The 13,045-nt window shown below is 59.3% G+C and carries 10 protein-coding genes; 8 read left to right on the plus strand and 2 right to left on the minus strand.

What is annotated here, in order from left to right; all coding sequences use genetic code 11:
- Nucleotide 1 precedes the first annotated feature (1 nt).
- Nucleotides 2-988 carry an HlyD family secretion protein gene (locus JZM60_RS08935; protein ID WP_207161901.1) on the minus strand — a complete coding sequence of 329 codons (987 nt, stop codon included), beginning with the start codon at nucleotides 986-988 and terminating at the stop codon, nucleotides 2-4.
- Nucleotides 989-1,202: 214 nt separating this feature from the next.
- Between JZM60_RS08935 and JZM60_RS08940 the strand changes: the two genes are divergently transcribed.
- Nucleotides 1,203-1,727, plus strand: a complete 525-nt coding sequence (locus JZM60_RS08940; RefSeq protein ID WP_277603690.1) for an ANTAR domain-containing response regulator — start codon at nucleotides 1,203-1,205, stop codon at nucleotides 1,725-1,727.
- 130 nt (nucleotides 1,728-1,857) lie between these two features.
- Here the strand turns inward: JZM60_RS08940 and carB are convergent, their stop codons facing one another.
- Nucleotides 1,858-5,058, minus strand: a complete 3,201-nt coding sequence (carB, locus tag JZM60_RS08945) for a carbamoyl-phosphate synthase large subunit (RefSeq protein ID WP_207161906.1) — start codon at nucleotides 5,056-5,058, stop codon at nucleotides 1,858-1,860.
- Between the two features lie 426 nt (nucleotides 5,059-5,484).
- Here carB and nifH point away from each other — a divergent pair, with 426 nt between their 5' ends.
- The 7 genes from nifH (at nucleotide 5,485) to JZM60_RS08980 (ending at nucleotide 13,019) form a co-directional block, all read left to right on the plus strand.
- Nucleotides 5,485-6,354 carry a nitrogenase iron protein gene (gene nifH / locus JZM60_RS08950; protein WP_207161907.1) on the plus strand — a complete coding sequence of 290 codons (870 nt, stop codon included), beginning with the start codon at nucleotides 5,485-5,487 and terminating at the stop codon, nucleotides 6,352-6,354.
- 151 nt (nucleotides 6,355-6,505) lie between these two features.
- Nucleotides 6,506-7,951: a nitrogenase molybdenum-iron protein alpha chain gene (nifD, locus tag JZM60_RS08955; RefSeq protein ID WP_207161908.1), complete on the plus strand. Its 1,446-nt coding sequence runs from the start codon at nucleotides 6,506-6,508 to the stop codon at nucleotides 7,949-7,951.
- A 90-nt stretch (nucleotides 7,952-8,041) separates the two neighbouring features.
- Nucleotides 8,042-9,511: a nitrogenase molybdenum-iron protein subunit beta gene (gene nifK / locus JZM60_RS08960; RefSeq protein ID WP_207161910.1), complete on the plus strand. Its 1,470-nt coding sequence runs from the start codon at nucleotides 8,042-8,044 to the stop codon at nucleotides 9,509-9,511.
- A 111-nt stretch (nucleotides 9,512-9,622) separates the two neighbouring features.
- Nucleotides 9,623-10,051 carry an FKBP-type peptidyl-prolyl cis-trans isomerase gene (locus JZM60_RS08965; protein ID WP_207161912.1) on the plus strand — a complete coding sequence of 143 codons (429 nt, stop codon included), beginning with the start codon at nucleotides 9,623-9,625 and terminating at the stop codon, nucleotides 10,049-10,051.
- Between the two features lie 126 nt (nucleotides 10,052-10,177).
- Nucleotides 10,178-11,128, plus strand: a complete 951-nt coding sequence (locus tag JZM60_RS08970; protein ID WP_207161921.1) for a substrate-binding domain-containing protein — start codon at nucleotides 10,178-10,180, stop codon at nucleotides 11,126-11,128.
- A 9-nt stretch (nucleotides 11,129-11,137) separates the two neighbouring features.
- Complete coding sequence (locus tag JZM60_RS08975; protein ID WP_207161922.1) at nucleotides 11,138-12,586, plus strand: sensor histidine kinase; 1,449 nt, start codon at nucleotides 11,138-11,140, stop codon at nucleotides 12,584-12,586.
- Nucleotides 12,579-13,019 (plus strand): response regulator, encoded by a 441-nt coding sequence (locus JZM60_RS08980; RefSeq protein WP_241426195.1) that lies wholly within the window; start codon nucleotides 12,579-12,581, stop codon nucleotides 13,017-13,019. The genes JZM60_RS08975 and JZM60_RS08980 overlap by 8 nt, the downstream gene beginning before the upstream one ends.
- Nucleotides 13,020-13,045 lie beyond the last annotated feature (26 nt).

Here is a 13,045-nt window from a genome sequence, read left to right on the forward strand (position 1 = left end):
GTTATTGCCCGGTCCCGATCTTTGCATCCACCGGCATCCCCGGCTTCAGTTCCATATTGCGGTTGGGGATGGTGATCTTGATTCGGTAAACCAGTTTCACCCTTTCCTTTTGCGTCTGGACGCTCTTGGGGGTGAATTCCGCTTCCGGCGAGATGAAGGTAACGGTTCCCTCGTAGTGACGGTCGGGCCAGGTATCGCTCGTTACCCGGGCTTTTTGCCCAACTTTCACCCTTCCCAGGTCGGTTTCGGCAATGTAGGCCCGCATCCAGGTGTTCACCATGTCGCCCACGCTCACTATGGGGGTGCCGGCGGCAACCTGCTCTCCCGGTTCCACGTGCTTGGCCAGGACCAACCCAGCCATGGGGGAGGCGAGGGTTGTGTAGCCGAGGCGCGTGCGTGCCAACTCCAAAGCTTCCATGGATTGAGCGAGTCGTGCCCGTGCCGCTTCGATCTGTTCGCTGCGGGGGCCACGGTGCATGAGCTCCTGTTGGGCCACCGCCTCACGGAGGGCGGCCCGGGACGATTCGAAAGAGGCTTTGGCGGCGTCATAGTCACGGCGGGAGATGACCTCCCGACGGTAAAGGGTCTCCTGCCGGGCGAAATCGGCCTTGAGGCGTTCGGCATCGGCCTTGACTCTTTTTACGGCAGCGTCGGCCCGATCGATGTCTTCTTTTCGGAAACCGGTTTCCAGCTCCCGCAGGTTCGCCCCCATAACTTCCGTATCCCGCTCACGCTGGGCCAGTTCAAGACGAAGGTCCTCATCGTCCAGCCGCGCAACGATCTGCCCCGCTTTTACCTGCTCCCCCTCGTCAACTAGCCGTTCCCTCACCCTTCCCGGGATCTTGAAGCTCACCTCCACCTCGGTCACTTCGATGGTCCCGGAAACGGCAACGGTATTGCCGTCGTCGCCGGTGCGCCGATTGACGAACCATGCGACGGCGGCTGCGCAGATGAGCACTATGGCAATGATGGCTACCTTTTTCTTCATGAACGGTCCTCCGGTGGCATTGGGGAGTTCAGCATCTATTCTGTCACGATGGGGGGCATTGTAAAGGATACAAACGGTAAGCGCCAGCCTCACGGCTTGGAACGGTTTGTGCTGAATTACACGTGCAGTACGCGCAGTTGCAGGATAAATTGATGATAAGGTGGTGATTTCATTGAAAAGTGTTCTGGTGTGCGATGATGAGCCGATTATCAGGATGAGCTTAAAAAATAAGCTCCGGGAACTTGGTTTCGATGAGATCCGCGAATGCGGGGATGGTGAGCAGGCGGTGGAGACGGCGCTGGCCACCATGCCTGACATCGTGATTCTGGATGTCTCCATGCCCAAAAAGGATGGCATTACGGCGGCCCGGGATATCCGGCGGAGGCTGAAGATTCCGATCATTCTCCTGACGGCCTGTTGCGACGCGGCTACGGTCAAGCGGGCCAAGGAGAGCGGCATCGGCGGTTTCCTTGCCAAGCCGTTCCGGGAGCAGGATCTCTGGCCCGCCATTGAGCTGGCCTGCGCCCATGCCGATGAGGTGGAAAACCTCAAGGAGGAGGTGGAGGACCTTAAGGAAACTCTGGAAAGCCGTAAAGTCATCGAGAAGGCCAAGGGAGTCCTGATGCGGAATCAGGGGCTATCCGAACCCGAGGCGTTTCGCAGGATGCAGAAGCTGGCCATGGATAAGCGCAAGAGCATGCGGCAGATTGCAGAAGCGATTTTGCTGACGGAATCGTAGCGCCATCGGGTTGCGGAGCGAAAGGTGGAATGATAGTTTTCCGCAAATGATTTGTGGGGGCAGCACGACGGCCCGCCGGGATATCCCGGCGGGCCGTCGTGCATCATGCCTTCAGCAGGTTAAGTAACTGTCAGTGGATACCGGCGTGGTACTCCTGAAGGCTCATGACCGGCTCCTTGCCGTTGCGGCGGGCCGCGATCCCCTCGGCGGCGGCCACGGCGGCTGCCACGGTGGTTATGTGGGGAATCTTGTTGGCGATGGCTGCCTTGCGGATGTAGGAATCGTCATGGGCGCTCTGCTTGCCGGCCGGGGTGTTGACTACCAGCTGGATCTCGCCGTTCTTGATTTCGTCCACCAGGTTGGGGCGCCCTTCGTGGAGCTTGGTGACCGGGGTGGCGGCAATGCCGTGGCCGGCCAGGAACCGGCAGGTCCCCTCCGTGGCCCGGATGGTGAAGCCCAGTTCCGCGAAGCGGCGCGCCGCTGCCAGGGCACCGTCCTTGTCCCGGTCGGCAATGGTGAAGAGGACCGACCCGGAGAGAGGGAGCTGGGCGTTGGCCCCTTCCTGGGCCTTGTAGAAGGCGAGGCCGTAGTTCCCCGCAAGTCCCAGCACCTCGCCGGTGGAGCGCATCTCCGGACCGAGCACCGGGTCCACCTCCGGGAACATGGGGAAGGGGAATACCGCCTCCTTGACCCCGAAGTGGGGGAAGGTGCGGCGGGCGAGCCCCATCTCCTTCAGCTTCGCCCCGAGCATGACCTGAACGGCGATGCGGGGCATGGGGATGTTGCAGACCTTGGAGACCAGCGGCACGGTGCGGCTGGCCCGGGGGTTCGCCTCCAGGATGTAGACGGTGTCGTCGGCGATGGCGTACTGGATGTTCATGAGCCCCACGACCCCCATGGCCACGGCGATCCTGCGGGTGTACTCATCGATGGTGGCGATGTGCTTTTGGGGTATGCTCACCGGCGGGATGACGCAGGCCGAATCCCCCGAGTGGACCCCGGCCAGCTCGATATGCTCCATGACCGCCGGCACGAAGGCGTCGGTCCCGTCGCTGATGGCGTCGGCCTCGGCCTCGATGGCGTTCTCCAGGAACCGGTCGATGAGGATCGGGCGCTCCGGCGAGACGTCCACCGCCTTGGTGACGTACTCCCGGAGCATCTCCTCGTCGTGGACCACCTCCATGGCCCTCCCCCCCAGGACGTAGGAGGGGCGCACCATGAGGGGGTAGCCGATGCGGGCAGCAACGGCCAGGGCCTCATCCAGGGTGCTGGCCATCCCCGATTCGGGCTGGGGTATCCCCAGCTCCGTCATCACCCTGGCGAAGCGCTGCCGATCCTCGGCCAGGTCGATGGTCTCCGGCGTGGTGCCGATGATCCGCACTCCGGCCGCCTCCAGTTCGGCGGCGATGTTGAGGGGGGTCTGCCCCCCGAACTGGACCACCACCCCCTCGGGTTTCTCTTTGGCGTAGATGGAGAGGACGTCCTCCACGGTGAGGGGCTCGAAGTAGAGCTTGTCCGAGGTGTCGTAGTCGGTGGAGACCGTTTCCGGGTTGCAGTTGACCATGATGGTCTCGTAGCCGGCTTCCCGCAGGGCAAAGGCGGTGTGGACGCAGCAGTAGTCGAACTCGATCCCCTGGCCGATCCGGTTGGGACCGCCCCCCAGCACCATGATTTTCTTCCGGTCGCTGACCGGCACCGTGTCCGGTGCGTTGTAGGTGGAGAAGTAGTAGGCGGCGTTCTCCACGCCACTGACCGGCACCGCCTCCCACGCCTCGGCAAGACCCATAGCCAGCCGCTTTTCGCGGATTCGGGGCTCCGGGATCTCCAGCAGTTTCGCCAGGTAGCGGTCCGCAAAGCCGTCCCGCTTAGCCCGGAGCAGCAGCTCGTCAGGGGGGAGGCTTCCCCGGTGCCGGAGGATCTCCTCCTCCAGTTCCACCAGCTCCTTCATCTGCTGCAGGAACCAGTGTTTGATGTGGGTCAGCCGGTGGAGCTGATCGATGTCCGCCCCCTTGCGGATGGCCTCGTAGATGATGAACTGGCGCTCGCTGGAGGGCTCGGCCAGCATCTCCAGGAGTTTCGGGAGCGATCTGGCGTTGAAGTCCCGGGCAAAGCCGAGGCCGTAGCGGCCTATCTCCAGGGAGCGGATCGCCTTCTGGAGCGCCTCCTTGTAGTTCTTGCCGATGCTCATGACCTCGCCCACGGCCCGCATCTGGGTGCCGAGCTTGTCCTCGACCCCCTTGAACTTCTCGAAGGCCCAGCGGGCGAACTTGACCACTACGTAGTCGCCGCCCGGGGTGTACTTCTCCAGAGAGCCGTCCCGCCAGTAGGGGATTTCGTCCAGGGTGAGCCCCGCAGCCAGGAGCGACGAGACCATGGCGATGGGAAAGCCGGTGGCCTTGGATGCCAGGGCCGAGGAGCGGGAGGTGCGGGGGTTGATCTCGATGACCACCACCCGCCCGGTTTTGGGATCATGGGCGAACTGGACGTTGGTGCCTCCGATCACTTCGATGGCGTCGACGATGCGGTAGGCATAATCCTGGAGCCGGGCCTGAAGCTCCGGCGTTATGGTGAGCATGGGGGCCGTGCAGTAGGAGTCGCCGGTGTGGACCCCCATGGCGTCCACGTTTTCGATGAAGCAGACGGTGATCTTCTGGTTCCTGGCGTCCCGCACTACCTCCAGTTCCAGCTCCTCCCAGCCGAGCACCGACTCCTCCACGAGGATCTGGCTCACCGGGCTCGCCGCGAGGCCCCGGGCTGCGATGGTCCGGAACTCCTCCATGTTGTAGGCAAAGCCGCCGCCGGTCCCTCCCATGGTGTAGGCGGGGCGGATCACCACCGGCAGCCCGATGCGGGATACCACGTCCAGGGCCTCCTCGATGGAGGTGGCAATTTCGCTGCGGGCGGTCTCGATGCCGAGCCGCGTCATGGTTTCCTTGAAGGTTTCCCGGTCCTCTCCCCGCTTGATGGCATCGAGATTCACGCCGATTACGCGCACCCCGTACTCGGTGAGCACCCCGGCCCGATCCAGGGCCGACGAGAGATTGAGGCCGGTCTGTCCCCCCAGGTTGGGGAGGAGGGCGTCGGGGCGCTCTTTGCGGATGATCTCGGTGAGGGTTTCCACGTTGAGTGGTTCTATATAGGTGGCGTCGGCCATGGCGGGGTCGGTCATGATGGTGGCGGGGTTGGAGTTCACCAGCACGATTTGGTAGCCTAGCTTGCGCAGGGCCTTGCAGGCCTGGGTGCCGGAGTAGTCGAACTCGCAGGCCTGACCGATGATGATGGGGCCGGAACCGATGATGAGGACCTTCTTGACGTCGTCGCGCCTGGGCATGTTGCCTCCTTGCCTTAAAATTGTGCATTAGTGAACATGGTTGGGCAACTATCGCAAAAAAATAAGGCAGCCGCAAGGGTGGAATGCGTGGAACGGCCGATGGAGGTTACAACGAATCCATGGAAAGAGTTGTTTGCCGATCGTTAGATGATTTTGCACTGCTTAAAGTGATTGATTTCTGTGCATGTGAACAGGAAAGAGGCGCGCTGTTAATAATTGATGGGGGTAAAGTCTTGTAATTACGGTTGGTTTGTTCTTGGCACGGTCAGTGCTATATCTTCATCAAAATCGATAACGAGAATACGCTGAAGTATTCGCTGCTGAACGCAGGCAAGGGCGCCACCAATATCATCATTGGGGCGCCTTTTTTGTTGCCCCGCACATTCCCAGACGGTCCACGGATGAGTGGACGAAAGGAGAAGGAACATGAGACAAATCGCGATTTACGGCAAAGGTGGCATCGGCAAGTCCACGACAACCCAGAACACGGTGGCGGGGCTCGCTTCGCTGGGCAAGAAGGTAATGATCGTAGGGTGCGACCCGAAGGCCGATTCAACCCGCCTTATCCTCCACGCCAAAGCCCAGTCCACGGTTATGGACCTGGTTCGCGAACTGGGGACGGTTGAGGATCTGGAACTGGATGACGTTATGAAGGTTGGGTACGGAAACGTCAACTGCGTCGAGTCGGGAGGCCCTGAGCCGGGCGTCGGCTGTGCCGGCCGCGGCGTCATCACGGCCATCAACTTTCTGGAAGAGAACGGCGCCTATACCCCTGATCTCGACTTCGTATTCTATGACGTTCTCGGCGACGTCGTCTGCGGCGGGTTCGCCATGCCGATCCGCGAGAACAAGGCTGAAGAGATATACATTGTCTGCTCGGGCGAGATGATGGCCATGTATGCCGCCAACAACATCGCCAAAGGTATCCTCAAGTACGCTTCATCCGGCAAGGTCCGCCTTGGCGGCCTCATCTGCAACTCCCGCAACACCGACCGGGAAGACGAGCTGATCGAGGCCCTGGCCAAGAAGCTCGGCACCCAGATGATCCACTTCGTTCCCCGGGACAACCAGGTTCAGCGCGCCGAACTGCGCCGCATGACGGTCATCGAGTACTCCCCCGAGCACAAGCAGGCCGAGGAGTACCGGACCCTGGCCAAGAAGATCCTGGAGAACAAGATGCTGGTGGTGCCGACACCCCTGGAGATGGACGAGCTGGAAGAGTTGCTCATGGAGTTCGGCATCATGGAAGCCGATGACGAGAGCATAGTGGGCGTTGCCGAAGCGGCGGCGAAGTGACGAACGCTTTTGGGCCATCTCGGCATTTCCTGCGTCATCGCTTGTGCGACGTGGCGCTGCCACGCCTCCGCGCTCTTCCTTGGAAGCTGCCGACCTGACCTCAAAATCATTCGCCAGTTGGTTTAAGCCAAAACCATACAGGAGTTGACCTATGTCCAAAACAATACAAAAAGTTGAAGGGATAACGAAGGAATCGACCCAGGAGATGATCGACAAGGTTCTTGCGGTCTATCCGGAAAAGGGGCGCAAGAAGCGGTCACCGCACCTGGCCCCCAACGATCCGGAGAGCGGGAGCGCCTGCGTTAAATCCAACAAGAAGACCGTTCCCGGTGTTATGAGTGCCCGCGGCTGTGCCTATGCCGGCGCAAAAGGGGTGGTCTGGGGCCCCATCCGCGACATGGTCCACGTTTCCCACGGTCCGGTCGGATGCGGCTGGTACTCCTGGGGAACCCGGCGCAACCTGATGTCCGGCACCCTGGGGGTCGACCAGTTCGCCATGCAGTTCACCTCCGATTTCCAGGAGAAGGATATCGTCTATGGCGGCGACAAGAAGCTGAAGCAGCTCCTGGTCGAGACCAAGGAACTCTTCCCCCTGGCCAAGGGGATTTCGGTCCTCTCCGAGTGCCCCGTGGGGCTCATCGGCGATGACATCAACGCCGTGGCAAAGCAGAGCGCCAAGGACCTGGACATCCCGATTATCCCCTGCAACTGCGAGGGATTCCGCGGGGTATCCCAGTCTCTGGGGCACCATATCTCCAACGACACCATCCGTGACTACATCATCGAGACCCGCGAGTTCCCCGAGCCGGTGGGCCCCTATGACATCGCCCTTATCGGCGAATACAACATCGGAGGCGATGCCTGGTCCACGAAACCGTTGCTTGAGGAGTGCGGATTCAACGTCAAATCCGTCTGGACCGGGGACGGGGAGCTGGAGAAGATCGCCGCGACTCACCAGGTTAAGCTCAACGTCATTCACTGCTACCGCTCCATGAACTACATGTGCAAGGTCATGGAAGAGAAATACGGCATCCCGTGGATCGAGCTGAATTTCTTCGGGCCCACAAAGATCAAGCAGAGCCTCCGCAAGCTGGCGGAGCTGTTCGATGACACCATCAAGGAGAAGGTGGAAGCGGTAATCGCCAAATACGATCCGCAGATGCAGGCGGTGATCGAAGAGGTCCGCCCCCGCCTGGAAGGGAAGAAGGTCATGCTTTATGTAGGTGGCCTGCGCCCCCGGCATACCATCGGGGCCTATGAAGATCTGGGAATGATCTGCGTCGGCAGCGGCTATGAATTTGCCCACACCGATGACTACGACCGGACCGCGCCGGAAATGCCCGATGCCACGGTTGTCTATGACGACGCCTCCGAGCTTGAGCTTGAGGAGTTCGCTAAAGAGCTGAAGCCCGATCTGGTAGCCTCCGGCATCAAGGAGAAGTACGTCTTCCAGAAGATGGGGCTTCCGTTCCGCCAGATGCACAGCTGGGACTACTCAGGCCCGTACCACGGCTATAAAGGGTTTCCGATCTTTGCCAGGGATATTGACATGGCGATCAACAGCCCCACGTGGTCTTTGGTTAAGTCGCCGTATTAGGATGTGCATCCCCCTTTATGAAAGGGTGAAGGTAGAACCAATAATCAATCGTCCGTGAACGGATGAGTTCCGGTCGAAAGGAGACATATCATGGCTAACAACCTGGGCCTTGCAGTAAAGCCGGTTACCGAGACCCCTGCCGAAGAGATTGAGCGGGTCAAGGAATGGATCAATACCGAAGAATACAAAGAACTCAACTTCAAACGCGAGGCGCTGGTGGTTGCGCCTCCCCACGCCTGCCAGCCCCTGGGGGCCGAACTGGCAGCCCATGCCTTCGAAGGAAGCCTCCCCTTCGTGCACGGTTCCCAGGGGTGCGCATCCTACTACCGCTCGACCCTCAACCGTCATTTCCGGGAGCCTGCCCCGGCGGTCTCAGACTCCATGACCGAGGACGGCGCCGTGTTCGGCGGCCAGAACAACCTCCACGAGGGGCTGGAGAATGCCATCGCCCTCTACAAGCCGAAGATGGTCTCCATTTTCACCTCCTGCATGCCGGAGATCATCGGTGACGACCTGAGCGCATTCATCAAGAATGCCCGGAACAAGGGGATAGTTCCGGCCGATATGCCGGTCGCCTATGCCAATACGCCGAGCTTCAACGGCTCCCATGTCCATGGCTATGACGCCATGCTCCTGTCCATCCTTCAAAGCCTGACCGCCGGCAAGAAAGTGGAGGGGCGCTGCACCGGCAAGATCAACCTGGTTCCCGGCTTCGATGCCAACACGGGGAACTTCCGGGAGTACAAGCGGATCTTCGACGCCTTCGGCGTACCGTACACCATTCTCGGCGATATCTCGGATGTCTTCGACTCGCCCCTGGACGGCACATACCGGTTGTATGCCGGCGGCACCAAGCTGGATGATGCGGCCGACTCCATCAACGGCAAGGCCACCATCAACCTCGGCCCCTTTACCGCCGCCAAAACCTATGGCTGGCTCAAGGACAACTACGCGGGCAAACACGCTTCAATGCCCATGCCGCTGGGGATCGCCAAAACCGACGCTTTCCTGATGAAAATCTCCGAACTGAGCGGCAAGCCGGTTCCTGAAAGCCTCAAGGCCGAGCGGGGGCGTGCCGTGGATGCCATGACCGACGCCCATCAGTACATGCATGGGAAGAAATTCGCTCTCTACGGCGATCCGGACCAACTCATCGGTTATGTCTCGTTTCTCCTGGAGATGGGGGCGATCCCTTATTACATCCTTTGCAGCAAGGGGAGCAAGAAAGTGGAGAAGGAGATCCAGGCGCTCCTGGACTCCTCCGCCTACGGCAAACAGGGGAAAATTTACATGGGCAAGGATCTGTGGCATATGCGGAGCCTCATCATGACCGGCCCCGTGGACGCCATAATTGGCGATACCCACGGCAAGTTCATCGCCCGCGACGCCAATATCCCCCTCTTCCGCTTCGGCTTCCCCATCTTCGACCGGGTGAACCTGCACCGTTACCCGCTCATCGGCTACCAGGGGGTCATCAACATGGTGTCGGCCATCTGCAACAAGTTTATTGAAGTTGTGGACGAGACCTGTGAAGACCGCTTCTTCGAGATGATGCGGTAAAGGCGGGGAAAAGGCCGGCAAACAGTAAATGCTTGGATTATACCGTGAAATTTGAGTTGAAAAGGCCCGCCGGATTTTTCCGGCGGGTTTTTTCTTCAGAAGGGGACACCCATGAACCTTGCAGAACATGGCAAAACCGTCAGGGTCCACTACATCGGAACCCTGGATACCGGCCGGATTTTCGACAGCACCGAGGGGGGGGACCCCTACGAGTTCACTATCGGCAACGGGCAGGTTTTTCCTGCCCTGGAACAGGCTGTTATCGGCATGGCGGCCGGCGAGGTCAAGAACATCCTTGTCCCTGCCGAGGAGGCTTTCGGGGGATGGCGGAAGGAAAACATCCTCACGCTGGAGCGCGGCCGGTTCCCCCGTGACCGGGAGTTGCGGGTGGGGCAGAAGCTCAGCATCGGTTTCGCCGGCGGGCAGGCCCTGGTGATGATGGTTGTTGATGCCGGTGAGGATATGGTGACCCTTGATGGCAACCATCCGCTGGCAGGTCATGATCTTACGTTTGCACTTAAACTGGAAGGGGTGAAGTAGTGGTATAGTTTGCCTGCGGGGGTTGCAGTATCGGCTCGGGATGGCATTATTGTTGCTGGCTAATTAGGGCGGGCAAAGTGCACCTTGGAGGTTTTCATGGGTTCTCCTCTGCTGCAGAAATTCCTGATGAGCTATGCAATCGTTGTGCGCCGGCTTGCATCGCTCTGCTGCCCACTGTTGCTGGTTCCGTTGGTGCTGCTGGTTGTCTCCTGTGACAACGACAGATCCCGGGTAGATATGGAAAAAGTAGTGCCTGAAATTGGCGGCAACCAGTCAATTAACGCTCTTCCTCCCTTGCATATTGCCGTGGCTGCCATGATTTCGCCCGAGACCACCAGGCAGTACTACGAAGAGTTGCTGCGGCTGGTGGCCGGCCGGATGGAAAGACGGGCCGTCTTCTGGCAACGGCGGACCTATGCGGAAGTGAATGACCTCGTCATGAACCGGCAGGTCGATGCCGCCTTTGTCTGTGCCGGTCCCTATGTCAAGGGGCACGAGCGGTTCGGTATGGAGCTCCTGGCTGTGCCGGTCGTGCATGGCGCCAAAGTCTACTATTCCTACATCATCGCCAACCGCAACAGCAGTTATGCCTCGCTGCATGATTTGCGGGGCAAGAAGTTTGCCTTCACCGATCCGGATTCAAATACCGGTTGCCTGGTGCCGACATATATGCTGGCAAAGCGGGGGGAAACGCCGAAGTCCTTCTTTCGGGAACATTTTTTCAGCAACAGCCACGATAACTCCATCAAGGCGGTTGCGGATGGCCAGGCTGATGGCGCCGCTGTTGATTCCCTGATATGGGAGTTCATGAACACCATTGATCCCACCCTCACGTCCCACACGAAGATTATCGAAAAATCCTCCCCCTACGGCATGCCCCCCATTGTTGTGCACCCGGCCATGGATGCGGCTTCCAAAAAAAGGTTGAAGCAGATACTCCTTACCCTCCATGAACATAAAGATTCGGCGGCCCTGCTTGCCAAGCTCCAGATCGACCGGTTTGCCGAAGGCGATGATAAGGCCTATGACACGGTTCGTGAGATGAGTAGTTGGCTGGAGCAGAAAAAAGGTGACTAGGCGGGATCCATGCACCTGAAAAAGATTATCTTTATAAGGACCGCCGGGCTCCTGACGGTTATGATCCTGCTCATAAGCGGGTTTTTCATGGGCTTTGCCCTGGAGCGCCACCGCCAGCTGACCCTGCACACGTGGAAGACAAGGTCGGAGGTGCTTGCGGGGGCCATGCAGCGCCTTATCCTCTGGGATGACCGGGTGGCCCTCAAGGCGCAGCTTGACAGCGAGCTCAAAATGAGCACGGTCCTCCAGTATGTGTTCATCGCGCAGAATAGGCAGCCCTATGTCTCAACCTTTCGCAAGGGCGTGCCGGTGGCGTTGCTGGAGAGGGTTCCCCCCAGCGAACTTCCGGCGGTATGGGAATTTCAGACTACCGAAGGGGAGGTTGTCTACGATATTGCGAAAAGGCTGGACGAATCCGACACCGTTCTGCACATAGGGCTGAAACGCCGCGCAGTGGACGCTAAAATGGCCTCTCTGTTAATTTCCATCGGCATTGTCGGGGGAGTGACAATCGTTGCGGGTCTCGGGCTGGCCCATGTGCTGGCGCGCCGGACCACCCGGGAGGTGGACAGCCTTGTCAATGCCCTCAGCGCCTATGGCGAGCTGAGCGACATGAGCGAGAATGATATCAAACCGGAAAGCTCTGAGGTGGCGGAGCTCATCAGCACCTTCAAGGCGATGTCGGCCGAAAGGAGGCAGGCGGCACTGGATCTGCAACAACTCAACTCCCAACTGGAGCAGCGAGTCGAGGAGCGGACTGAACAACTGGCAGTTGCCAACAAAGAGCTCGATGCCTTTGCCTACTCGGTTTCCCACGATTTGCGGGCACCGCTGCGGGGTATTGATGGTTTCAGCCTTGCCCTGATGGAAGAATTTAGTGACAAGCTGAACGATCAAGGGAGAGATTATCTCAACCGGATCAGGAATGGCTGCCTCCGGATGGGGACGTTGATTAATGAAATACTGCACCTCTCGCGCATAACCCGGTGCGAGATTTGCCGCAAGCCGGTGAACTTGAGCGAACTTGCACGGCAGATTGCGGAAGAGCATAAACAGGTGGAGCCGCAGAGAGCCGTCGAATTCACCGTGGCTGAAGTTCCTCCGGTCCTGGCGGACCCGACCCTGATGCGCTCGGTCATGGAAAATCTGATCGGTAATGCCTGGAAATATTCCCGGAATAATGCTGCTGCCCGGATAGAATTCGGACACATGGTGACTGCGCATGGGCCGGTGTTCTTTGTCAAAGACAACGGAGCCGGTTTCAATATGGAGTATGCCGATAAGCTGTTCTTACCGTTTCAACGGCTGCACCGGGCGGATGAGTTCGAGGGGACGGGTATCGGGCTTGCGTCGGTGCAGCGGGTTGTCCTGCGTCATGGGGGAAAGATTTGGGCGGAAGGGGAAGAAGGTAAGGGAGCAGTATTTTATTTTACGCTGGGAGGGCAGATCAGTGAATGAGAAGAGGATCTTGCTGGTTGAGGATAACCCCGACGACGAGGCCTTGACGATTCGGGCACTCAAGGCGAACAATCTGCGCAATGAGATCGTCGTGGCCCGCGACGGCGCCGAAGCGGTAGATTTTCTGTTCGGCACGGGTGCTTATGCCGACCGCGATACGGCAAATCAGCCGGAGCTGGTGTTGCTGGATCTCAATCTCCCCAAACTCAACGGACTGGAAGTGCTGAAAAAAATTCGCTCCGATAACCGTACCCAACTTCTGCCGGTTGTGGTTCTCACCACATCCGATGAAGACCGGGATCGCGTGGACAGCTACCGCTTAGGGGCCAACAGCTACATCGGCAAATCGGTGAATTTCGAGAAATTCAGTGAGTCGGTGCGGCAACTGGGCCTGTACTGGCTGTCATTGAATATCGGGCCGCCACGTTCTTGAATGTGCAGGATAAGCCGTGGGCAAGG

The sequence above is a fragment of the Geobacter benzoatilyticus genome (genome assembly GCF_017338855.1).
Lineage (GTDB): Bacteria > Desulfobacterota > Desulfuromonadia > Geobacterales > Geobacteraceae > Geobacter > Geobacter benzoatilyticus.

What these genes read in the sequence shown, in the direction of transcription:
- JZM60_RS08940 (WP_277603690.1), top strand. Translation starts at nt 1,203, where the DNA reads ATGAGCTTAAAAAATAAGCTCCGGGAACTTGGTTTCGATGAGATCCGC.
- nifD (WP_207161908.1), top strand. Translation starts at nt 6,506, where the DNA reads ATGTCCAAAACAATACAAAAAGTTGAAGGGATAACGAAGGAATCGACC.
- JZM60_RS08965 (WP_207161912.1), top strand. Translation starts at nt 9,623, where the DNA reads ATGAACCTTGCAGAACATGGCAAAACCGTCAGGGTCCACTACATCGGA.
- carB (WP_207161906.1), bottom strand. Translation starts at nt 5,058, where the DNA reads ATGCCCAGGCGCGACGACGTCAAGAAGGTCCTCATCATCGGTTCCGGC.
- JZM60_RS08975 (WP_207161922.1), top strand. Translation starts at nt 11,138, where the DNA reads ATGCACCTGAAAAAGATTATCTTTATAAGGACCGCCGGGCTCCTGACG.
- JZM60_RS08935 (WP_207161901.1), bottom strand. Translation starts at nt 988, where the DNA reads ATGAAGAAAAAGGTAGCCATCATTGCCATAGTGCTCATCTGCGCAGCC.
- JZM60_RS08970 (WP_207161921.1), top strand. Translation starts at nt 10,178, where the DNA reads ATGAGCTATGCAATCGTTGTGCGCCGGCTTGCATCGCTCTGCTGCCCA.
- nifK (WP_207161910.1), top strand. Translation starts at nt 8,042, where the DNA reads ATGGCTAACAACCTGGGCCTTGCAGTAAAGCCGGTTACCGAGACCCCT.
- nifH (WP_207161907.1), top strand. Translation starts at nt 5,485, where the DNA reads ATGAGACAAATCGCGATTTACGGCAAAGGTGGCATCGGCAAGTCCACG.